21 protein-coding genes and 1 pseudogene are annotated in these 20944 nt (G+C 59.9%); 12 read left to right on the forward strand and 10 right to left on the reverse strand.

Going from position 1 to position 20944, the window contains the following annotated elements; all coding sequences use genetic code 11:
* Nucleotides 1-48: 48 nt before the first annotated feature.
* A pseudogene (locus tag A9Z00_RS06965) lies at nt 49-288 on the reverse strand (transposase); the annotation flags it as partial.
* 535 nt (nt 289-823) lie between these two features.
* Here A9Z00_RS06965 and A9Z00_RS06970 point away from each other — a divergent pair.
* The gene (locus tag A9Z00_RS06970; protein WP_296975457.1) at nt 824-1255 is read left to right on the forward strand and encodes a universal stress protein; all 432 of its coding nucleotides are present in this window, start codon (nt 824-826) and stop codon (nt 1253-1255) included.
* A 229-nt stretch (nt 1256-1484) separates the two neighbouring features.
* Here A9Z00_RS06970 and A9Z00_RS06975 read toward each other — a convergent pair whose 3' ends face one another.
* From A9Z00_RS06975 to A9Z00_RS06995, 5 genes are all read right to left on the reverse strand, one after another.
* Nucleotides 1485-2678, reverse strand: a complete 1194-nt coding sequence (locus tag A9Z00_RS06975; RefSeq protein WP_296975458.1) for an MFS transporter — start codon at nt 2676-2678, stop codon at nt 1485-1487.
* A 187-nt stretch (nt 2679-2865) separates the two neighbouring features.
* Nucleotides 2866-3273, reverse strand: coding sequence for a MarR family winged helix-turn-helix transcriptional regulator (locus tag A9Z00_RS06980; RefSeq protein ID WP_296975474.1), 408 nt, complete (start codon nt 3271-3273; stop codon nt 2866-2868).
* A gap of 197 nt (nt 3274-3470) precedes the next feature.
* Entirely contained in the window at nt 3471-4076 is a 606-nt protein-coding gene (locus A9Z00_RS06985) for a response regulator transcription factor (protein ID WP_296975459.1), read from the reverse strand.
* Nucleotides 4073-5227 carry a sensor histidine kinase gene (locus A9Z00_RS06990; RefSeq protein WP_296975460.1) on the reverse strand — a complete coding sequence of 385 codons (1155 nt, stop codon included), beginning with the start codon at nt 5225-5227 and terminating at the stop codon, nt 4073-4075. The genes A9Z00_RS06985 and A9Z00_RS06990 overlap by 4 nt, the downstream gene beginning before the upstream one ends.
* A gap of 61 nt (nt 5228-5288) precedes the next feature.
* On the reverse strand, nt 5289-6440 hold the full coding sequence (locus tag A9Z00_RS06995; protein WP_296975461.1) for a DUF418 domain-containing protein: 1152 nt from the start codon (nt 6438-6440) through the stop codon (nt 5289-5291).
* 216 nt (nt 6441-6656) lie between these two features.
* Between A9Z00_RS06995 and fosX the strand changes: the two genes are divergently transcribed.
* The 3 genes from fosX to A9Z00_RS07010 all read left to right on the forward strand — a co-directional run bounded on the left by fosX (nt 6657) and on the right by A9Z00_RS07010 (nt 8443).
* Nucleotides 6657-7070, forward strand: coding sequence for a FosX/FosE/FosI family fosfomycin resistance hydrolase (fosX, locus tag A9Z00_RS07000; protein WP_296975462.1), 414 nt, complete (start codon nt 6657-6659; stop codon nt 7068-7070).
* 297 nt (nt 7071-7367) lie between these two features.
* Entirely contained in the window at nt 7368-7931 is a 564-nt protein-coding gene (locus A9Z00_RS07005; RefSeq protein WP_296975463.1) for a ribonuclease FAU-1 family protein, read from the forward strand.
* Nucleotides 7928-8443 (forward strand): GNAT family N-acetyltransferase, encoded by a 516-nt coding sequence (locus A9Z00_RS07010; RefSeq protein ID WP_296975464.1) that lies wholly within the window; start codon nt 7928-7930, stop codon nt 8441-8443. Before A9Z00_RS07005 ends, A9Z00_RS07010 begins: the two co-directional genes overlap by 4 nt.
* Nucleotides 8444-8483: 40 nt before the next feature.
* Here A9Z00_RS07010 and A9Z00_RS07015 read toward each other — a convergent pair whose 3' ends face one another.
* The 3 genes from A9Z00_RS07015 to A9Z00_RS07025 all read right to left on the reverse strand — a co-directional run bounded on the left by A9Z00_RS07015 (nt 8484) and on the right by A9Z00_RS07025 (nt 10999).
* Nucleotides 8484-9179, reverse strand: coding sequence for an ABC transporter ATP-binding protein (locus A9Z00_RS07015; protein ID WP_296975465.1), 696 nt, complete (start codon nt 9177-9179; stop codon nt 8484-8486).
* Entirely contained in the window at nt 9180-10301 is a 1122-nt protein-coding gene (locus A9Z00_RS07020; protein WP_296975466.1) for an ABC transporter permease, read from the reverse strand.
* A 125-nt stretch (nt 10302-10426) separates the two neighbouring features.
* Nucleotides 10427-10999 carry a TetR/AcrR family transcriptional regulator gene (locus A9Z00_RS07025; RefSeq protein WP_296975467.1) on the reverse strand — a complete coding sequence of 191 codons (573 nt, stop codon included), beginning with the start codon at nt 10997-10999 and terminating at the stop codon, nt 10427-10429.
* 239 nt (nt 11000-11238) lie between these two features.
* On the opposite strand from A9Z00_RS07025, the gene A9Z00_RS07030 reads away from it, so the two are divergent.
* The 6 genes from A9Z00_RS07030 (at nt 11239) to A9Z00_RS07055 (ending at nt 17322) form a co-directional block, all read left to right on the forward strand.
* The gene (locus tag A9Z00_RS07030; RefSeq protein WP_296975468.1) at nt 11239-12006 is read left to right on the forward strand and encodes a DeoR/GlpR family DNA-binding transcription regulator; all 768 of its coding nucleotides are present in this window, start codon (nt 11239-11241) and stop codon (nt 12004-12006) included.
* A gap of 296 nt (nt 12007-12302) precedes the next feature.
* On the forward strand, nt 12303-13049 hold the full coding sequence (locus tag A9Z00_RS07035) for a DMT family transporter (protein ID WP_296975475.1): 747 nt from the start codon (nt 12303-12305) through the stop codon (nt 13047-13049).
* Between the two features lie 15 nt (nt 13050-13064).
* Entirely contained in the window at nt 13065-13946 is an 882-nt protein-coding gene (locus A9Z00_RS07040) for a carbohydrate ABC transporter permease (RefSeq protein ID WP_296975469.1), read from the forward strand.
* Nucleotides 13947-13969: 23 nt separating this feature from the next.
* On the forward strand, nt 13970-14830 hold the full coding sequence (locus tag A9Z00_RS07045) for a carbohydrate ABC transporter permease (RefSeq protein ID WP_296975470.1): 861 nt from the start codon (nt 13970-13972) through the stop codon (nt 14828-14830).
* A gap of 92 nt (nt 14831-14922) precedes the next feature.
* Nucleotides 14923-16317 (forward strand): ABC transporter substrate-binding protein, encoded by a 1395-nt coding sequence (locus A9Z00_RS07050; protein ID WP_483316279.1) that lies wholly within the window; start codon nt 14923-14925, stop codon nt 16315-16317.
* Between the two features lie 144 nt (nt 16318-16461).
* Nucleotides 16462-17322 (forward strand): metallophosphoesterase family protein, encoded by an 861-nt coding sequence (locus A9Z00_RS07055; RefSeq protein ID WP_296975477.1) that lies wholly within the window; start codon nt 16462-16464, stop codon nt 17320-17322.
* A gap of 585 nt (nt 17323-17907) precedes the next feature.
* Here the strand turns inward: A9Z00_RS07055 and A9Z00_RS07060 are convergent.
* On the reverse strand, nt 17908-19074 hold the full coding sequence (locus A9Z00_RS07060; protein ID WP_296975471.1) for an MFS transporter: 1167 nt from the start codon (nt 19072-19074) through the stop codon (nt 17908-17910).
* 202 nt (nt 19075-19276) lie between these two features.
* On the opposite strand from A9Z00_RS07060, the gene A9Z00_RS07065 reads away from it, so the two are divergent.
* Entirely contained in the window at nt 19277-20155 is an 879-nt protein-coding gene (locus tag A9Z00_RS07065; protein WP_296975472.1) for a LysR family transcriptional regulator, read from the forward strand.
* A gap of 96 nt (nt 20156-20251) precedes the next feature.
* The gene (locus tag A9Z00_RS07070) at nt 20252-20611 is read left to right on the forward strand and encodes a hypothetical protein (RefSeq protein ID WP_296975473.1); all 360 of its coding nucleotides are present in this window, start codon (nt 20252-20254) and stop codon (nt 20609-20611) included.
* The last annotated feature ends 333 nt before the right edge of the window (nt 20612-20944 follow it).

Raw genomic sequence — 20944 nt, forward strand, 5'->3', positions numbered from 1 at the left:
GATCAAGTCCAAATTTGTGTGTAAATTCCCTCAGTTAGAAAGGGCAGATTACATAATTCGTGTCACTTTTGACACTGGTTTTGGTTGACTGGCACGCCACTCCAGATACTCGCTCATATCGAGATACTTCTTGCCGGAAGCCCATTTCTCGTCTTGCTCCATGAGCAAAGCGCCGATCAACCGAAGCACGGACTCCCGGTTCGGGAATATGCGTATGACACGTTCCCGGCGGCGGACTTCCTCGTTCAGACGCTCGACGCTGTTCGTCGTTCTCAAGCGCTTGCGGTAGACAATAACTCACTATCCCCTCAAATTATTTCCCTGGACATTTCCCAACGTTCCATTTTCGTGCCCCCTGCTGCCTTTCGACTAATTTCTTCCAATTGGACGGACACTTTTTATTTTCCTGGTATTTCGTTCCAACTGGTTCCTCAAAACACGAAAACCCTTGTGCGGCAAGGGATTGGAGGCTTTGGTGGGACTCAAGTGGGATGGACATGAATTATTTTCCTTTGATACGGGTGTAACCATCCATGTCCATTGAGCCGGGCCATGATCGGGATTGCAGCCGGTCATGGACCCGGCTTTTGTTTGCCTGAGAATGAATCAAGCACGTCTTTTTTGTTAGCCTGGCTTTAGAGGCGACAGGGGATGGGGGCATATGAAATAAAAGGTTATGTGCTACAATAATGTGCAGCCGAACACTCGTCACGGGAATACCGGCTCGTTCTGTGAAGTTGTTCACGGCCGTCCGACCGGGACCCATGGTATGCTCTTGCTATCCGGAATGAGGATCCGACGGCGAAAAGGGGGGGTGACGGCCGTGACGATTCTCGGTTCACGCATCCTGGTCGCCTACGACGGTTCGGATTTGGGCAGGAAGGCCCTTCATACCGCCGCGCGGATTGCCGGTCAGGATCCCGGCATCGAGCTCCATATCGTCCATGTGCTGGAGCCGATGACGATTCCGGCCTACAGTGCCGGGATTGTCGATCTCTGGGAGCGGCGGCGGGAAAACGCCGAGCTGATGGTGTCGGAGGCGAAGGAACTGCTGCAGCCGACGGCCAATCCCGTCACGACGCATGTCATGAACGGAACGCCGGGAGAATGCATCGTCCGGGCGGCCAGGGAGCTGACATGCGATCTGATCGTGATGGGGTCCCGCGGCCTGACCGGCATCAAGGAGCTGTTCCTTGGCAGCGTCAGCCATTACGTCGCGCAGCGCGCCCATTGCCCGGTGCTCATCGTGAAGTGAAGCGGCTGACCGGCCGCCGTGCCGGTTGACGCCGCGGGAGATTTCGGCTGTCGGGATGCTGCGGCGTTTGCGGCTTGTCGAAGAGTAGCCGTTCGTCCGGAAGCCAGGACGTCGTTGGAAGCAATGGCACACTGACAAATGCCGAACGCGAGCCGGCTTGCGCCGGTATCCGCGTTCGGTTTTTTAGTCCCGCCTTCGCGCCGCATGCCGGATCATGAACAACCGGGCATTACCCGGCGTTCCTTGCCGTGCCGCGCTCGCGGATGGCCGACCGGGCAATGGCGGTGACGAGCAGATTGGCCAGACCGCACATGAAGCCGACGGTCCAGAACGGCCCGATCTGGAGCAGCGCCGCCGCCAAAGTCGACATCGCGCTCGCGCCGATGTACATGGCGGAGCTGTTCAGGGACAGCACGGCGCCCCGCGACTGCGGATCCAGCTCCGAGACGAGCGCGGTGAACGCGGATTGGCCGGCGGCGTACAACGCGGCCCAGAGCACATGCAGCGCAACCGACAGCCAGAGGCTGAAGGGCAGCAGGCCGAGCAGGAAGACGGAGACGCCGGCCGCCGCGCCGGCGACGGCGACGACCTGCCGTTTGCCGCGGCGGTCCGCCCATTTGCCGCCGAGCAGGCTGCCCGCGACGCTGCTGATCCCGGCGGCCAGCAGAACCAGGCCGATTCCGCCGGCCCCGAGTCCGTAGTGGGTGTGGTAAAAGACGCCCGCCAGGGCGAACATTCCCTGCAGCGCGCCGAAATACAGGAACGAGCCGAGCAGGGAGAAGAACACGGACGAATCGGAGAAGACGGTCCGGAAATACGCCCGTCCGGCGGGCGCGCCCTGATCCCGCCGGTCCGGCCGTCTCGCCGGAATCACGGCCTGGGCGGCGATCAGCGCGAACAAGGTGAGGATGGCGATACTCCGGAACGCCCCGTTCCATGAGGTAGCCTCGCCGATGGCACCGGCAAGCGGCACGCCGACGACGCTTGACGCGATCAGCGCGGCCGTGATGATGCCCATGACGCGGCCGCGTTCCTCGTAGGCGTAGCGGTCCGAGGCGATGGCGTAGACGACCGGTTCGACCATGCCGGCGCCGATTCCGGTCAGGACACGATAGCGGATGAGCGCCGCGAACGTCTCCCCGGTCCCGACGAGGAAGGTGGACGCGCCGAACAACAGGAGGCCGATCAGGAGGATCGCCTTCCGGGACCGGCGGTCGGACAGGACCCCCATGACGGGAGCGGTGACGGCATACGCGGCGGCGTAACCGGCATAGAGCAGCCCGCCGGACTTCAGGGGCATATCCGTCGATGCCGCGATTGACGGCAGCAGCGGAACGGTCGCGATGGCGTCGAAACCGACGAGAAACGAGCAGAAGGCCAGAACGGGAAGCAGCAGGTCTCTTTTTTTCAGGGAAGCATGCATGAAACCACCCGCCCAATGATAAATGAATTAATAGTTAATAGGTTAATCATAAGGTCGACAAAAAGCCGCGCCCGAACCCCCAAGCCCGCAAATCCGCAAGCCCGCAATTTCCCAGGTCCGCAAATTCCGGGCCGTCTCCAGCCGCAAGCCGACAAGCCGGAGACCTACCGCCGGTACGAACGCGGGGTCACGATCTGGCCGACAGTTTGCGGAGGATCGGGAGCAGCACGCTTTTTTCGTCTTCGGACAGGGTCCGAAAGCGTTCGGCGATCGCCGCCTCGTAGAGGGGCCACGCCTTCCGCAGCGTTTCGACGCCCTTCTCCGTCAGGTGGACGAGAATTCTCCGCCGGTCCGCCCGATCGATCTCCCGGCGGATCATGCCGAGCTTCTCCAGCCCCGCCAGCAGTCCGCTGATGTTCGCGCGGGTCACCGCCAGGTCGTCCCCGAGCTCGGAAGGAAGCGCCGGCCGTCCGATGCGCTGCAGCGCGTACAGCAGGCAGAGCCGGCCCAGCGTGAGCCCGAGGGGGGCCAGCTTTTCTTCGATGAAGCGGACGTTCGCCAGATTGGACTTGTACATCGTGAAGAACAGGTCCACTTCCAATTTGGGATTTTGGAACGGATCGTAGAGGGAAATGACGGTTCACCCCTGCCGCGGCCGCGAAATAATTAACCCATTAACTATTCGATCCATCATTATATGGCGGCACGGCAGCGGTGTCAATCCGCCGCTCTGATTCCGGAACTTCGTTCGGGTCGCCCCGGCCTCCTGCCTCCCGGTTCCGGTCGGCCGCCTTACAGCCACCCCTTGTCCATCGCCTTCTTCACCGCCTGCTGCCGCGTCTGCACCTCGAGCTTCTGGATCGCGGAAGAGAGGTAGTTGCGCACCGTGCCCTTCGTCAGGTAGAGCGTGCCCGCAATCTCGTCCGTCGTCCGGCCCTCCGCCGACAGCCGCAGCACCTCCCGTTCGCGGTCCGAGAGCGGATTCTCCTCCTTCGCGAAGAGCAGCGCGGTCAGATCGGGGCTGATCACCCGCTCGCCCCGATGGACCTTGCGGATCGCTTCCACCAGAAATTCGATCGGCTCGTCCTTCAGCAGATAACCCTCAACCTTCAGTTCCACCGCCCGCTGCAGATAACCGGACCGGGAGAAGGTCGTGACGATCATGATCCGGCAGTCAAGCCGTTCCCGCCGGACCGCCTCCGCCACGTCCAGCCCGCTCATCCCGGGCATCTCGATATCGAGCAGGCAGATGTCCGGCTTGAGCGTCCGGATCGCGTCCAGCGCCTTCCGGCCGTCCGTCACCTGCGCGGCCACTTCGATGTCGTCCTCGAGCTGGATCAGCGACGCGAGGGCGCTGAGCAGCATCTGCTGATCCTCGGCAATGACGATGCGGATCATGAAGCATCCTCCTCCGCGGGCCGAACCGGAATCGCGAGCGTCACCCGGACGCCCCCGGCGGGCGACGGTCCGATCACGGCCTCTCCCTTCAGCAGGCGCATGCGCTCCTCGATCGCCGCGAGGCCGTGTCCTTCCGCCCGCTGGTCCGTCAGGCCCACGCCGTCATCTTCGATCTGCAAAAGATATCGCCCGTCCTCCGCCTTCTCCGTCACCGTGCAACGGGAGGCCCTGCTGTGTTTCACGACGTTGTTCAGGCTTTCCCGGACGGCCAGGGCGAGCATCGTCTCCGTCACCTTGGACAAGGCCGGCCGGTCCGGCGCCCGCCGGCAATCGAACGCGATGCCGGCGGCCGCGAGCAGCGCACGGCCGAGTTCCAGCTCCTGGTCCAGCGACACGTACCGCATGTCCGTGACGAGGTCGCGCACCTGCTTGAGCGCGAGGCGCGACGTCCGGGCAACCTCGCGCATTTCCCGTTTCGCCCGGTCCGGGTCCCGGTCCATCAGGCGCTCGGCGAGCTCGCTCTTCATCTTGATCATCGTCAGCGTCTGCCCGAGCGTGTCGTGCAGATCGCGGGCCAGCCGATGGCGTTCCTCCTCCTGCATGAAGCGTGCGATCCGCTCGTTGGCGGAGTCGAGCTCGCGCTTCAGCGAATCGGATTTTTCGAGGATGTGCACGACGAACGGGATCGCCAGCTGGATGATCAGGAACGGCAGGTGGTACGTCTGCAGGAACTGCAGCGCGTCCCCGTACACGCCGCGGCTGACGGCCGCGTACATCGCGACGAAGGCGGCGAGTCCCGCGGCAAGTTGCCAAGGGATCCGGACGCGGCCGAGAAAATCGGCGTACACGGCCGCGAAAATCAGGATCCACGGATCATACAGAATCGCGAATGCGGACATCAGGACGCAGCCGGCCAACACGACCGCGAGCAGCTTCCCGCCCCGGAACCACAATCCCATGTAATACAACGCCAGGAAGAGCGCGAGCAGCAGGAACGTGCTGGGCAGCCCGACGGGACTGTCGGCCTCCAGCACCTTGTAGAACAGGAACACGCAAACGGCGATGTCGATGAACAGGTAACGCTGGAGCTGATCTTCCGGGTAGATTTTCCATTTCCGGAGGTTCAACTGCTTCCGGAGGTTCCATTGCATGCCGGTCAACCCCTCCGCATCCGACGCGTGCGCCGCATGCGCCCGCGGGCCGCTTTTGCCGCTAGCGTGCCGCGACGAGCCTGAGCACAGATTTCCGCAGCCATTCCATCGGCCCGAGCTTCATCCGCCCGATCCACCAGCAAGCGAGGACGGCTTCGAACAGACAGACGGCGAGCCATACGCCGATCACGGCCGGGATGCCCAGCCGCTCGCCCCATCCGAGCCCCCAGCCGTAGAACAGGACGGATCCGAGCAGATTCTGCAGCACATAGCAGCTCAACGCCATTTTACCGGTTGCCTCGATATAACGCCATACCTTGAGGTGCTCGCGGCCTTCGAACAACCTTGCGATCAGCGCCATGTATCCGAGCGACAGCACCGGCGCGAACAGATAGCGGACGCTCAGTTCGAACCCGCCTTCCGGGATGAAGAGGAGCAGGTTGAGCGGCACGCCCAGCCCGAAGCCGATCCGAAGCATCCTTCGGCGGATGCGCCGGCCGCGCTCGTCGGGCGCGAAGGCGCCGGCGCGCATCAGGCGGATGCCCAGCAGGAACAGGATGATGTTCAGCGGGATGACAAATACGGCCTCGATCCGGAGCAGCGCGAAGTGCGAGAGGCGATACGCGACCTGTTCCGGCCACGAGCCGTTCCGGTACAGGGCGGCGACGTCGCGCATGTCGCCGAAGGAGAGGTTGGCGCCCGACGCCTTCAGCCAGGCTTCGAGCGCAAACAACGTCAGCATCAGGCCGGCGTAGACGCCGCCCAGCCCCTTCAACGCCCGGTTCACCCGACGGTCGCCGCCCCGCATGATGACCGCGACGATCGTGGCGGTGACGGCGTAGCTCATCAGGATGTCGTATTCCATCACGAGCGTGAAATGGAGAAAGCCTTCCAGAAAGAGGAACAGGCAGACCCACAAATATGCGCCCGGCCACGGGGCTCCTCTCCGCATGGCCTGGCGGTATTTCAGCTCCATGCCGACGCCGAACAGGATCGTGAGCATGCCGAGAAACTTGCCGCTCGCGAAGAACAGGACGAGCGTCTGCAGGAAATCGCCGGCCGACGCCCACCATGGCGTGCCGGAGGTGAACACCCGGTTCAGATCGCCCAGATGGGCGAACAGCCAGATGTTCGTCCCGAGCGTTCCGAAGATCGCGAATCCGCGCAGCATGTCGAGCAACCGGATCCGCTCCGCGCTTCTTTCCACCGTCATGCTTGCCTCACTCCGCAGGGAATCTTGCTTGATGCCGGTTCCATTGTAGGGCGGGCTGCGCAGCCGGCGGTATTCACGGCTGTCAGGAAAGGGACATGACAGGTGTCATGAGTTTTGCGGGTGTCATCCTGATCCTGGCGTGTTCGTGATATAGTGGAAAATGCATCGAACCGTTTCCGTCCGTGCACGGCGGGTCATTCGGAAAGGGGTATCGGCATGATCGAGGGCATCAGCCATATCACGTTCGTGGTCCGGGATCTGGACCGAACAACCGCGCTGTTCAAGGAGTTGTTTGAAGCAAGGGAGGTCTATTACAGCGGGGAAAAGACGCACTCGATCGCGAGGGAACGATTCTTCATCATCGGCGGTCAATGGATCGCGGTCATGGAAAATCCGGAGATCGTCAATCGGACCTACCATCACATCGCGTTCAAAATCCGGGAGGAGGACCTGGACCGCTATCTGGCCAGGATCCGGGCGCTGGGGCTGGACATGAGGCCGCCCCGGCCGAGGATCGCGGGAGAGGGGCAATCCATTTACTTTTACGATTACGACAACAACCTGTTCGAATTGCATACCGGCACATTGGAGGAACGGCTGGCGGCGTACCGGGAAGCGGACGGCGTCTGAACCGGCGATCCGCTTTCGTTCCGCTTTCCCCGGCCGTGTCAAAATGATGCGGAGCGCGGCGTGTTCCTTTTTGTTGCCATACGGCAGGCTGCACCTTCAACTGCTGTTTTTCCGCGCATTACGCATTTGTCGGGCTTGACGGAAGGGGCATCCGGCATTACGATCGGTACATCAACTACCGGACAACAACCGGCGAGCCGGAGGAGCATCTGGTGTACGCGGAACACGAGGATCAGTGGTACCGGTTCGGCACGGCGGCTTTCCATGATTTTGCATGTTGCCGTGCGTGCGGAAAGGATGGGGAAAGTGGAGATCGTAACGGAACGCAAGATCCGATATGATTCCGGCATTGTCGAGTATGCGTGCGTACCCCTGGATATCCGGAAGGGAAGCGCGGTGCTGTTCCATGCCATCCGGGAAGCCTTCACGATCGAAGCCGGTTCCCGGAACATTCGGATCCCGAAGGGCAGCTATACGACCGCGTATTACTGGACGGACCGGCCTTACAACTTGTATTTCATGCGGGATGGCGAAGGAAGGGCATTGGGTGCCTATTTCAACATTGTCCGGAACACGGTCATCACGGCCTCCATGGTGAGCTACGAGGATCTGATCATCGATTGCATGGCGCTGCCGGACGGGGAGGTCCTGATTCTGGACGAACATGAGCTGCCCGAACCGCTCGATCGCTTCGAGAACGGCTATGTCCGGCGGGCGCTGGATGAGCTGACCGCGTCCATGCGCGACGTGCTGTCCGCCGTTATCGCGGATTCCGTCGGGATATACCGGCACGACCGGTTCATTCCGTGGCTGGGAGCGAAGCGGGATCCGGGAAGTGCGGATGGGGTTGAGCGCCAATGACGGATGCTGTCGTGCTCCGACATGCAACGCTCGACGATCTGCCCGTCATCGTGGACATTTACAACTCCACGATTCCGAGCCGGATGGTGACGGCCGACACGGAACCCGTATCCGTCCGGGACCGGCTGGACTGGTTCCATGCCCACAATCCGGAGAGAAGGCCGCTCTGGATCGCCGAGCTCGGAGGCGCGGTTTGCGGCTGGGCCGGTCTCCAGGATTTTTTCTATAGAAGGCCCGCCTATCACGCGACGGCGGAAGTAAGCATCTATCTGCATGAAGCTTTCAGGGGCAAGGGGCTCGGCAAACAGATTTTGGCCAAGGTCATGGCGGAATGCCCCAGGCTGGGCGTCGATACGCTGCTCGCCTTCGTCTTCGGGCACAATGAGCCGAGCCTTCGCCTGTTCTCGGGGCTGGGATTCGAGAAGTGGGCCCATCTCCCGGGAATTGCCGAGCTGGACGGCATCAAGCGCGATCTGGTGATATTGGGAAGAAAAATGCAAGGCTGCCGGTGATCGGCAGCCTTGATCTTGTTGACAGTTCCAGCCCCCGACCTCAAGCCACGGGCACCGGTTCCGCCGGCGACAGCCGGCCGTCTTCCATTCGGTAGACCTTGTCGCAATAGGACAGCAGCCGCTCGTCGTGGGTGACCATGACCGCCGCCTTGTGGTGCGACTTCACCACATGGGCGATCAGGGCGGCCACCTCGTGGGCGCGCCGGGTATCCAGGCTGGCCGTGGGTTCGTCGGCCAGGATGACGCTCGGATCGTTCATGAGCGCCCGGGCGATGGCAACGCGCTGCCGCTCGCCGCCGGACAGCTCCTCCGGATAGTTCTTCACTCGCCCGCTGAGTCCCAGTTCTTCAAGCAGACGCGCGGCGAAAGTCTTGTCGGCCTCGGTGATTTTGCCCGCCATCCGCTTGACGAGCAGCAATTGCTCCATCACGTTCAGGTAAGGAACCAGATTCGAGGCCTGCAGGATGAATCCGATTTCGCGCAGCCGGATGTCGGCAAGCTCCTTGTCCGGCAGTTTCGAAATGTCCTTCCCGTTCAGCAGCACCTCGCCCTCGGACGGGCGCAGCAATGCGCCGGCGATGGACAGGAAGGTGGTCTTGCCCGAGCCGGAAGGGCCCACGACGGCGACGAATTCGCCCGGTTCCACCTTGAAGGACACCCGGTCCAGCGCCGTGATGCGTTCCGAACCCGCGTCGTAGTATTTGGACACAGCTCGCATTTCCAATCCTTGCGTCATTTATTCCACCCTCCCGAGCGCCTGAAGCGGATCGACTTTCACGATGGTGCGGACGGTCGCCAGCGCACTGAGCAGCGCGATCGCGAGCAGGATGAGGGAGTACGCGATCATCCACGTCGTATCCAGGATGAACGGCATGCCCTCGGGCAGCACGGCCGCCGTGCCGTATGTCAGCAGAACGCCGGTGACGATGCTCAAGAGCGAGAGGATGAAGACCTGGGAAATGACGGCCTTGCCCAGGAACCCGTTCCGGGCGCCGATCGCCTTCATGATCCCGAATTGATTGGACTTCTGCAGCGTGATGACGTAGAAGAACACGCCGATGATAAAGGCGGAGATCACGAACAGGAATCCGAGCATCATCATGATGGTGCCGCTCTCTTCCTTGTATCCTGCAATGCCCTGCACGGCCTGCGCGCGGGTAACCGTCTCCGTGCCCGGCAGACGCTCGTTGACGGTTTCCGGATCTATGGCTTTCCCCTGGAGCATGATCGCGTTGACGGGGTTCCGGATTCCCTTGTCCGAGCCGGGCGCGGCGAACGCGAGCTCGCGCCAATGATCGATGGGGATAAAGACGGCAGTGACGTGGTTGTAGGTCTGATTCCGGACGAAACCGGCGATCGTAAGCGACACCGACGTGCCGTCCAGCGCGAAGGTGTCACCCCGTTCATATCCTTCGTCCTTCATCGTCTCGTTGACGATCGCGTATGTCGGCCGGCCGGCGTCCAGCCCGGTACCTTCCGCGACAGGCGGCTCCAGGAAACTGCCGGGTTCAATGCCGATGATCGCGATGTCGAGCTTGGCTTCATGCGAATCGTCGATCTTCCGGACGGCCGATCCCATGATGATCCCCATGGGCGAGGCGGCTTCCACCCCCGGGATCTTCAACAGTTCATCGGTCAGTTCGCCGGACAGGAGCGATTTGCCCATCGAGGCCTGCGAGCCCTTCTCGAACACGACGTAATCGGCCGCCATGTTCTTGAACGTAGAGGCCGCCAGCGTGGTGAGGCCGTTTCCGAGCCCGGCAAGGATGAACACCAGCCAGGAAATCAGCACGAACATGATGCCGATCATGAGAAATCGGGTTTTGTTGCGGCGCATTTCCTTCCATGCGAGAAACATGGGCGATCTTCTCCTCTTCGTGAATAAATGACATGTGTGTCAGTTTAGAGATATTTTAAATTCAAACCGAACCCCATTATACGATTTATCCGACACGCATGTCAAATTGCAAGAAGCCGGAAACGTTACGGACGTTTGCCCGCGCCTTCCAGCCACAGTTGAAACAGCATCCGGCTCCATTCGGGCAATGGAATGTTCATCAGGTTGGGCGTGTTGATCAGATTGATGAAGACGCCCGTCACGGCGGGGAGCGGGATGTCCGGATTCAGGCGCCCTTCCTCGCGCGCGCGGGCAAGCAGCCGCTCGATCTGGTTTTTCAGCGTGTCGTGGGCCTGCTCCACGAATGCGAGATCGGCGGCCGCGGCCGCGGAACTGGTGCGGTCGATTTTGTGCGCGTGGGCCATCAATTGGTGGAAGCCCGCTTCCCGCAGATAGATCGTCAGCAGCTGCCGGAGCGCTTCCATGCAGTCCGTCTCGTCCACGGCTTGCGTCTGCTCCAGCACGCCCTCCATGACGCGCCGCATGCATGCGGCGATGATTTCGTCCTTGTTGGCGTAGTACTGATAGATCGTGCTTCTGGCGCCGACGAGGCGCTTCGACAGCGATTTCAGATGAAAGCCCTCGTAGCCGTGTTCGAGGAGCATGCGCTTCGTATGGTCCAACAGTTCCGATCGCGTGAAGACATGCCTTCTGCCCACGGGGTCACCCTCCATGTTCGCCGTCCGCCGTATTCGGCGGCTGCATTTTCATTGTAGCAAAAAATGTGCTCCGCATGCGGCGGAAAGCAATTACAATTCTGCGCAGCAGCCGTTTCTACGAATACAAACAAATACAACAACTCACAATTCAATGTACCCGATCAGTATACTGGTATTGTGTGTGTTTTTGTGTTATTCTAAATGTGTTGCTGTGAGTATAGGATTCCGGGAGGATCAAGGTGCTAGTACATGACCGGCATCAACAAATCCTGAAGCTGCTTCACCAACACCAGACCGTCAAGACCTCCGAACTGATCGAGCGGTTTGGGGTATCTTTTGAGACGATCCGCAGGGATCTCGATTATCTGGAACGCGAGGGATTCCTGCGGCGGATTCACGGCGGCGCCACGCTACCGGCGTCGGATTATCAGAAAGAACTGCCGTTCACCGTGCGGGAGGCAAAACGGGTTCATGAGAAGCGGCAGCTTGTCAAATACGCCGTTCGGTATGTGGAAGAAGGGCAGTCGATGTTCCTCGATGTCAGCACGACGAATACTGAATTTGCGCGGGAACTCGCGGCGAATTTTGATCGCCTGACCGTGCTGACGAATTCCTTCCAGATCGCTTCGATCCTGATGGAGAAGCCCCAGTTCACCATTATCTTCATCGGCGGTCAGGTGCGGAATTCGGAGCGCTGCGTGGTCGGCAACTACGCCGAATCGTTCGCTGCACAGTTCCATGCCGATCTGTTCTTCATGAGCGTTAGTGGCATATCGTTGACCAATGGCCTCACGGATTACGGCATCGGTGAAGTGCAGCTGAAAAAGAAGATGCTGGAATGCTCGCAGAAAATCATCGTGCTGGCGGACAGCAGCAAGTTCAACGTCGTGTCGCTCCTGCCGGTCTGCAGTCTGGATCGGATTGATAAAATCGTGACCGATCCAGGGATTCCGCCGGAGGTCCTCGAGCAATACCGGGCGGCCGGGGTGGACGTCATATGCCGATAACCGCGTGGTAAACGGGCTTTTCGAAAGGAATTTTCGAAAAGCCCTTTTTTCTTGGTGGAAGACCATACGAAAAGGGATGAGGTTGACTGAAATCGCTTTCCGTGCTATGATGATCGAGGTTGCAAAAATGTGTATTTATGTGTGTATATGTGGTTTTTATTGTTGTTTAGGAGGGGGTATGGCGAATCAAAGCACTCGTCATCGCACTGGTCCTCGGCTCGGGATTGGCGCACGCAATTTGGAATTCGCTGGCGAAAACTAGTGAAAACAAGCAGCTGTTTCTGTTCTTGATCAGCGTGCCGTTTACCCTCGTGCTTCTCCCGCAAATGATCGCGGAGACCGTCATGACCGTTTCGCCGCTTCAAAATTATCTGTTATTGTTGCTGTCTGCAGCCATTCAGGCGGGATATGCGCATTTCTTGTCACGATCGCTCATTTACGGCGATCTGTCCCAGGTATACCCGATGATGCGGGGACTGGCGACCTGCATGATCCCGTTGTTCGGCATCCTTTTCCTGAATGAGTCGCTGACGAGCTGGGGATGGCTGGGCCTCGGGCTGATCGCCGCGGGTTTCTTCCTGACAAGCGCTGTCTCCCTGAAGATTCACGGTTGGAATGTTCAGGGTAAGGTGCTGTTCAATACGATTGCTGTCGGCCTGTGCACGATGTTTTATGTCATGGTCGACAAGGTCAATCTCCAGTATTTCTCGCCTGCGACGCTACTGGCGGTGTCCAACATCGGATTCATGCTTGGTCTGTTGCCATCCATACGTTTCGGCCAGATCAGCTTGCTGCGGGAGCTGCGGGAACACGGGAAATGGTTTCTGGCGGGCTCGATCCTGTCACCGGGTTCCTACCTGCTCTTCCTGTTCGCCATGAACTTGTCGCCGTTGTCCTATGTGGCCCCGCTCCGGGAAATCGGCACGGTATTCAGCACGCTCATCGGCGTCTTTATCTTGAAGGAAGGTAAGGGAGCGCTGCGGCTCCTGTCGACCGGTATGATCTTCGCTGGCATTCTGTTCGTGGGAATCATGGGAATGTGAGGGTGAGTGCAATAGATGAATTGGCGGAAAAAGCTGGGTGAGCCTCAAGCCTACCTGTACTGCCTGCCCGCGCTGGTGCCCTACACGATCTTCTGGCTCGCTCCGATGGGATATGTCATGTATCTGAGCTTCATGGAATGGGACTTCATCAATCCCGTGAAAGAATTCGTCGGAATCGAAAATTACGTCAAATTGTTCCAAGACCAGAAATTTTACAAAGCACTGCGCGTCTCGCTGCTGTTCGCGCTGGGGAACGTCATTCCGTGCCTTGCCGGCGGCCTGCTGCTGGCGCTGCTGCTGCACAGCAGGATCAAGGGGCTTGCGATTTACCGGACCCTGATCTTCCTCCCGTGGGTTACGCCGATGGTGGCAGTCTCCATCGTGTGGGCCTGGATTTTCGAACCGCGGGTGGGACTGGCCAACGCCGTTCTCGAATTTTTCGGATTTGCGGGACTAGAATGGACGCACAGCTCCAAGACGGCCCTGCTGGCGGTGCTGATCGTAACCGTATGGAAAGGGCTCGGCTGGACCATGGTCTTCTATCTCGTAGCCCTGCAGAACATTCCGGAACATTTGTATGAAGCGGCTATGCTCGAGGGCGCGAACAAATTCCAGCAATTGATCAAAATCACGCTGCCGCTTGTGTCGCCCACAACATTCTTTTTGTTCCTGATCACGACGATCGATTCGGTCCAAGCATACGACCAGATTAATGTCCTGACCCAGGGCGGACCGGCGGGGGCCACCCGAACCTTGCTTTATCTCTATTATGAATCCGCTTTTCAACGATTCGAGGTAGGCGAGGCGTCGTCCGTTGCCGTCGTCATGATCGTGATCCTCGCGATCATTTCGTCCCTGTCCATGTATGTGTCGAGACGCCGGATCCATTACGTCTGATCATCGGGTGAACGGAGGAAACGATGAACGCAACCGCTGTGCTGTACAAAACCAAACGCTGGACGTTTACCGCAATCAAATATGTGCTTGTCATCGCGTTCTGCGTGATCATGGCGTTCCCGTTCTTTTGGATGGTCAGCAACGCACTGAAGACCAACGACGAGATTTGGGCGGTACCGCCCGTCCTGTGGTCGGCGGACCCGAGTTGGTCTAACTTCATCGAAGCCTGGAACGCGGCTCCGTTCGGGTTGTACATGTTCAACAGCGTGTTCACGGCCACATCGATCGTGGTCATTCAGCTCATCAACTCGTCCATGATCAGCTACGCGCTGACGCACATGCGATTTCCGCCCGGCCGCTTCATTCTGGTTATGATCATCGTGACGTACATGCTTCCGGTGTCCGCCACCTATCTGTCGGGTTACGTGATATTGTCCCGTATGGGATTGCTCGATACCTATGCGGGCCTGATTATATCCAACTCGGTGACGATTTTTGGCATTTTCTTACTCCGGCAGGCGTTCCTGCAGGTGCCCAAGGAGATGGTCGAGGCGGCGAAGGTGGATGGCTGCGGCCATTGGCGGATTCTCTGGTACATCATGGTGCCGCTCACCCGCTCCACTCTGATCGTGATGGGCCTCCTGTCTTTCATCGCAATGTACAACAACTATTTCTGGCCCATGCTGATTACCAAAAATCCAAAGCTGCAGCTGGTATCCGCCGGCCTCAGAAGCTTCTTCATCGAAGGTGGCGCCTACGGATTGAAGTGGCCGCTGATCATGGCGGCAAGCACCTTCACCATTCTGCCGTTGGTCATTCTGTTCCTGATTGCCCAGAAATGGCTGATCAAGGGGGTGAACAGCGCGCAGAGCATTAACAAATAAGTCGGTGACTTCCTGGTTTTCCGTGGGCGGATCACATCGCGTTTCTGCCATCTTCAACGTTTGCGGGAAAAAGAAAAGGAGGTCTTGATCAAATGAGAATACGTGAAAGGACGATGACGGGGAGCAGAGAAAAAAACAACCGTATTCAGAGAATAAGTCTGCTCTTGCTGCTGGCTGCCGTGTTGGCGCTTGTCGCAGCGGCCTGCAGTTCGAACAGAAACGCGTCGGACGGCGGAAAAGCTTCCGGTTCATTCGGAACTGGTGAAAACGCCGGGGTCCCGGTCACGATTGAGTTCTGGTACGGACTCGGCGGCGCATTGGGCGAAAAAATGGAATCGCTTATCGAAAAATTCAACTCGTCGCAAAGCGAAGTCGTCGTCAAATCGGTTGTTCAGGGCAGCTATGGTGAGACGGGTCAGAAGCTGCAGGCGGCCATCGCGGCGGGCAATCCTCCGGCTGTGGCGATACTGAGTCCTCCGAATTACGATTGGGCAAGAAAAGGCTACTTCCGGGCGATGGACGACTTCATCGCCAACGATCCGGACTTCAACACGGACGACTTGATCAATGCGTTCCGGGAACTGGGTCAGGTGGATGGCAAGCAGTATTTTCTGCCGATGTACGGCACGACGCAGGTCATGTACTACCGCAAGGACATCTTCGAACAACACGGCATCGAGCCGGAAGATCTCACGACCTGGGAGAAGCTCGCCGAAGCGGCGGCGAAAATGGCAGTTAAAGAAAACGGCGAGACGGTATTTTACGGCTGGGAGCCGATGTGGGGCCACTACAACCTGGTCGACGCCGCGTTGAGCCGGGGCGCCAAATATCTGAGTGACGACGGCAAGACGATCCTCTTTGACCAGCCGGAGTGGGTCGAGACCTGGGAGATGTTCCGCAAGTGGATTCATGACGACAAGATCATGCGCATCCACTATGGCGGCCAGGGATGGGAGTATTGGTACAGGACGATCGATGACGTGATGCAGGGCCGGGCCGCCGGCTATACGGGTTCGAGCGGCGATCAGGGCGACCTGGACTTTTCGATCATCGGTGCGTTCGAGCAGCCGGGTTGGGAAGAACATACGCCGGGGAAACCGGTTGCTGACGCGATTATGGCCGGAATTCCTGCAAGTGTGTCGCCTGAGGAACAAGAGGCCGCGTTCAAGTGGCTGAAATTCTTCACCAGCACGGAAATTACGGCTGAGTGGGCAATGGCAACCGGTTACATTCCGGTGCGCAAATCGGCCGAGCAGGACCCGGCATTTGCGGCCTACGTCGAAGAAAGACCGCATGCCCTCGTACCGCTCAGGCAGGCTTCGCATGCGTTCTCTCCGTTCGTCGATCCGACAGGCAGAATCCATGACGCCCTTGCGATCGCCGCTGACAAGGTGGAGATCGAGAACATCCCGGCTGCACAGGCTTTGAAAGAAGCGACGGAAGAAGCGCAGAAAGCCTGGGACGAATATCTGGCCAAAAACAAATGACCGTTTCGCCTGCAAACGACATGTAATGCATCACGCTGCCCGCGGGGAAACGGGAAGACCGGACTCCGGCGGCCTCGGGTTTCATCCCGCTGTTCTTGCCGGCGTTCCCGCAGCTCCCGCGGCGCAGGCGCTTTGCGAGCCACGATGACTGGGGGGGAAAAGGCGTTGAACGACGGACCGCTGCTCAAATTTCAGGTCATCACGGATACGCATGTGACGAAAGATCCCGATCATGTGCACAACCGCAATCTGGCACGGGCGCTGGAGGACATCCGTCGCCAGGCGCCGGACAGCGATGGCATCATGCACGCGGGCGACATCACGGATCATGGATACCCGGAAGAATACGCCGAATTTCAGCGCATCTGGCACGAGCACGGCGACGGACTTCCGCCCGGGTTTTTTGCATCTGGCAACCATGACGTCGCTCTCGGTTACTGGCCTTCGCGTCTAAAGGCTTACATGGACGCCACGCAGATGCGGGGACCCTATCATGACCATTGGGTAAAGGGGCACCATTTCATCTTCCTCGGATCCGAAAAGGGGCTGGAGCTGTTTGCCGATTTGTCGGACGAACAACTGGCCTGGCTGGACGCCAAACTGTCCGAAGGCGAAGATGCTTGCCGTCCGGCCTTCATCTTTCTGCATCAGCCGCTCAAGAACACCGTCTCAGGGTCGTATGAGCACCAAAAATGGTACGGCGTCACACAGGATGATAAGCTCAAAGACGTGCTATCCAGGCATCCGAACGCCATCCTGTTCACAGGACATACCCATTGGGAACTCGGGTCGGCGAACACCGTGTTCGGCGGAGACGGCCGTCTGCCCTTGATGATCAACGCCGCATCCGTTGCTTATCTATGGACAGATGAAGACAAGCACAAGGACGGAAGCCAGGGGCTGTTCGTCGAGGTTTATCCGGATCGGGTGGTTATCATGGGACGAGACTTCAAAGCAGGCGAATGGCTGGATAATGTACGATATGAATTCAGAATTCCGGCATAACGGCTTTGCGCCATGTGCATGTCCGTACACAAACTCCCGCGTGCGCTTGTGCGCCGCGGGAGTTAATGTTCGGCAAGTCCGGCTTGCAGAAAAAGGAGACCATCAATGAAATCGTACATTCTTGCGCTCGACCAAGGAACGACGAGCACGCGCTGCATGATGATCGACCGGCACGGATAGATCGTCCGGATGGCGTAGGAGGAAATTTTGTTGCAGAATCGGAAGCCGGGCTGGGTGGAAGCGGACGAGGAGACTATCATGGAATCGATGGATCGAATCCGCCAGGTGCTGGCGAAATCGGGGGGTTTGTTGCCGGCTTGCCGGCGAAAGCGGTCGATGATTGACGTGTTTGTGCTACGCGATGGAACTGACGGGTTCGGGGAGGGCAAGGATTACGCAGACCCACAAATAAGTACCGACGGCGCTCCGGGATCCGAACCCGCCGCTGCGCTATTACCGCAATCGGACCGTTGCGCGGATGTTGCTCCCTCGGCCAAATGACCGCCCGTCCGGAACATGTCCTGACGGGCGGTTTGGGTGTCGTGTGCTTCGGGTGTCCGGTTTCCGGCGCGCAGGCGGGGGCTGTCAATCCTGGGTGCGGTTCAAAGCGGGCTGTCCGTCGGGGGCGGGGAGCAGCCGTTTCGCCCTCAGGGCGAACAGAAGCAGCGCCACCGCGACCGAGACGGCGCTGACCGCGAACAGCGTCCCGTAGCCCGCCTGTTCGGAGATCCAGCCGAGGACGATGGAGCCGAGGCCGATCCCCAGATCGAACGCCATGAAGAAGGCGGCGGTGGCCACTCCCCTCCGCTCCGGCCGGGCGATCCGCAGGATCGCGGCCTGCAGCGCCGGCTGCGCCGCGCCGAATCCGAGACCGTACAGGACGGCGGAGGATATCAGGCCGAGCCATCCGGTCGTCAGCACGAGCACGATGAGCCCGGCCATCGTCACGAGCAGCGAGATCAGGATGACCCGATACTCGCCGAACCGGTCCGACAGCTTCCCCGCGACCGGCCGGGTCAGCGTGAGCGTCAAGGCGAAGACGAGGAAGAACGTGCCGGCGTTCGCTTCAATCGATTCCGCAAACAGCGGCAGGAATGTCATGACGCCGCCGTAGGAGACGGTCAGGAAGAACAGCGTCACGATGACGGGCATGAGGGTCTTGTCGAACGGCTCCAATCGCTGAGCGGGCTTCGGCTGAAAAGCGGTCCGGGTGAAAAACGCCAGCAACAGCGTGACGACGGACAGGCAGGCGGCGAGCATGAACATCGAAAGGTATGAACCATTGTCGACGACCCAAAGACCGATCATCGGGCCGACCGCCATTGCCGCCGTCGTCGCGACGCCGAACCAGCCCAAGCCTTCTCCCCGACGGGAGGGCGGGACGACGTCCGTGACCGAAGTACCGACGGCGGTGGTGGAGATCGCCCAGAAAGCGCCGTGGAAAATTCTGAGCAGCAGCAGGAGGGCGATGCCGGCCGCCCAATGGTAAAGCACCATCGACAGGGTGAACCCGATCAGCCCCCAGAGGATGAAGGGGCGCCGGCCGAACCGGTCCACGAGCAGACCGACGACCGGACGGAAAATGACCGCGGACAGCGTGAACAGGCCGGCCGCCAGGCCGACATGCAACTCGTTTCCGCCCATTTCCTTGATGTAGAGCGGCAAAGTCGGAAGCAGGAGATAAAAGCTCAGGAACAGAACCAGCGTGCCCAGCGTCAACTGTATGAACGGCTTCGTCCAAAGTTTCTCCATGTTTTTTGCCTCCAAAGGGAACTGCAAATGATGCATCCAAAGGTTGGTTATACGAGAGCCCCCTTCCCGCGGGTTCAAAAAATTCGCGGGGGGGGGGTTTTTGTTTTGCTTCTTCCCCGTCCATCCGAAATCCGCTATAATGCTGAATGCTATATGAATGGAATTGATACACCTCATCCGTGATATGAGGGGTGTTTATAATATGATCGACAATCTGGAAGGGTATCGCGCCTTTCTGGCCGTGGCGCAGAGCGGCAGCTTCTCGAAGGCGGCCGAAAAGCTCGGCGTCACGCAGCCGGCGGTCAGCCACACGGTCCGGCGGCTGGAGGAACGTCTTGGCGGGCCTCTTTTCTACCGGACGCCCGCGGGGGTGAGGCTGACGGGCGAAGGGGAAATGCTGTACAAGTTCGTATCCCAGGCGTTCCATTTTCTCGAGAACGGGGAGCGGAAGATCGCGGAGATGCGGAATCTCGTCGCGGGGGAAGTGAAGATCGGCGCGGGGGACACGCTGTGTCGGCATTACCTGCTGCCGCATCTCGAGGCGTTCCATAGGGAGTATCCGGGCGTGAAGATTCAGGTGACGAACCGGACGACGCGGGAGACGATCGCACTGCTGAAGGAGGGCAAGATCGACTTCGGCATCGTCAACCTGCCGGTGAAGGACAGCCAGCTTGTGATCCGCGAGAGCATCCCGCTGCACGACTGCTTCGTGGCGGGAGAGGCGTTCCGGTCGCTGACGGAGCGGACGCTCACATGGCGGGAACTCGTCCTCCAGCCGCTCATCCTGCTGGAGCAGGGCAGCAACATCCGGGCCTACGTCGACCGGTTCGCAAAGGGGCAGGGCGTGGACATTCGGCCAGAATTCGAGCTTGGCAGCATCGATCTCCTCGTCCAGTTCGCGCGCATCGGGCTCGGAATCGCCTGCGTCATCCGCGAATTCGTGGCCGATGAGCTGGCGAAGGGGACGCTGCACGAGATCCGGCTGGAGAAGCCGCTGCCGCCGCGCCGGGTTGGCCTCGTCACGCTGAAGGAAGTGCCGCTGTCCGCGGCGGCAAGCCGCTTCCTGGAGAAGCTGCCGTGACGGCGGCGCCGGTTGTCGTCCGGCGCGTGTCGCCGGGCACCGGGCCGTGTTTTCAGAAAGGTGAAGCGTGCGATGCGGAATCGGGGGTGTTGATGCGTGGAGACGGATTTGTATGCCATCATCCATCTCGATGCCGCCATGGACAAAACGGCGGTGGCCCGGGCTGTGGCCGGGATCGCCGGAGGACTCGCCGCGGGCGAGACCGTCGTGACGGAGTGGGCGGAGATGCTCGTGACCGACGGCGAGGAATTCGCCGGCTTGGAATCCGGCGGGTCGGAAGACGCCGATCGCACCTTTCGGCATTACCGGTATTGTCTCGAAATTGAGCCGCTCGGAAACGTCGATGCCCTCGTCTTCAAGGCGAACGTCGCCTCCCTGCTGGCGGAACTGCGGGAGGCCGGATTCCGGGCGGCCGTCGGATCCGCAGCCGAACCGCGGGATGAGAGCGAAGCCTGAGTCAGCTCATACAAGATTGGGAATGCCGGGATCGTCGCCTGACGGAGGCGCGGATCGCGCGGGCGGTGGCGGTTGCCCTTCATCCCGCAGCACTCCGTCCGGCCCGCGGCCGCCCCTCATCCTGCTGTACAGCGTCCGGCGCGTGGTCGCCCATCATCCTGCTGTACGGCCGCCCGGCATGCAGCCATCCATCATCCTGCAGCACAGCCGCCTGGTACGTGTCCTCCCGGCGCGCGGCCTCCCGGCGTCTGCCGCATGATCCCGGCGGCAAGTTCCCTTAGCTCGGCGTGCATCCGTCGCGGGTTCCGGTACGTGTCCCAGTCCGGCCGTCCG

Source organism: Thermobacillus sp. ZCTH02-B1 (genome assembly GCF_002159085.1).
GTDB lineage: Bacteria > Bacillota > Bacilli > Paenibacillales > Paenibacillaceae > Thermobacillus.

Excerpts from the sequence above, each read along its gene's own strand:
- fosX (WP_296975462.1), top strand. The coding sequence starts at position 6,657 with ATGATCGAGGGCATCAGCCATATCACGTTCGTGGTCCGGGATCTGGAC.
- A9Z00_RS07060 (WP_296975471.1), bottom strand. The coding sequence starts at position 19,074 with ATGGAGAAACTTTGGACGAAGCCGTTCATACAGTTGACGCTGGGCACG.
- A9Z00_RS07010 (WP_296975464.1), top strand. The coding sequence starts at position 7,928 with ATGACGGATGCTGTCGTGCTCCGACATGCAACGCTCGACGATCTGCCC.
- A9Z00_RS07045 (WP_296975470.1), top strand. The coding sequence starts at position 13,970 with ATGAACGCAACCGCTGTGCTGTACAAAACCAAACGCTGGACGTTTACC.
- A9Z00_RS06990 (WP_296975460.1), bottom strand. The coding sequence starts at position 5,227 with ATGCAATGGAACCTCCGGAAGCAGTTGAACCTCCGGAAATGGAAAATC.
- A9Z00_RS07065 (WP_296975472.1), top strand. The coding sequence starts at position 19,277 with ATGATCGACAATCTGGAAGGGTATCGCGCCTTTCTGGCCGTGGCGCAG.
- A9Z00_RS07055 (WP_296975477.1), top strand. The coding sequence starts at position 16,462 with ATGACTGGGGGGGAAAAGGCGTTGAACGACGGACCGCTGCTCAAATTT.
- A9Z00_RS07050 (WP_483316279.1), top strand. The coding sequence starts at position 14,923 with ATGAGAATACGTGAAAGGACGATGACGGGGAGCAGAGAAAAAAACAAC.
- A9Z00_RS06995 (WP_296975461.1), bottom strand. The coding sequence starts at position 6,440 with ATGACGGTGGAAAGAAGCGCGGAGCGGATCCGGTTGCTCGACATGCTG.
- A9Z00_RS06985 (WP_296975459.1), bottom strand. The coding sequence starts at position 4,076 with ATGATCCGCATCGTCATTGCCGAGGATCAGCAGATGCTGCTCAGCGCC.
- A9Z00_RS07040 (WP_296975469.1), top strand. The coding sequence starts at position 13,065 with ATGAATTGGCGGAAAAAGCTGGGTGAGCCTCAAGCCTACCTGTACTGC.
- A9Z00_RS07015 (WP_296975465.1), bottom strand. The coding sequence starts at position 9,179 with ATGACGCAAGGATTGGAAATGCGAGCTGTGTCCAAATACTACGACGCG.
- A9Z00_RS07005 (WP_296975463.1), top strand. The coding sequence starts at position 7,368 with ATGGGGAAAGTGGAGATCGTAACGGAACGCAAGATCCGATATGATTCC.
- A9Z00_RS06975 (WP_296975458.1), bottom strand. The coding sequence starts at position 2,678 with ATGCATGCTTCCCTGAAAAAAAGAGACCTGCTGCTTCCCGTTCTGGCC.
- A9Z00_RS07020 (WP_296975466.1), bottom strand. The coding sequence starts at position 10,301 with ATGTTTCTCGCATGGAAGGAAATGCGCCGCAACAAAACCCGATTTCTC.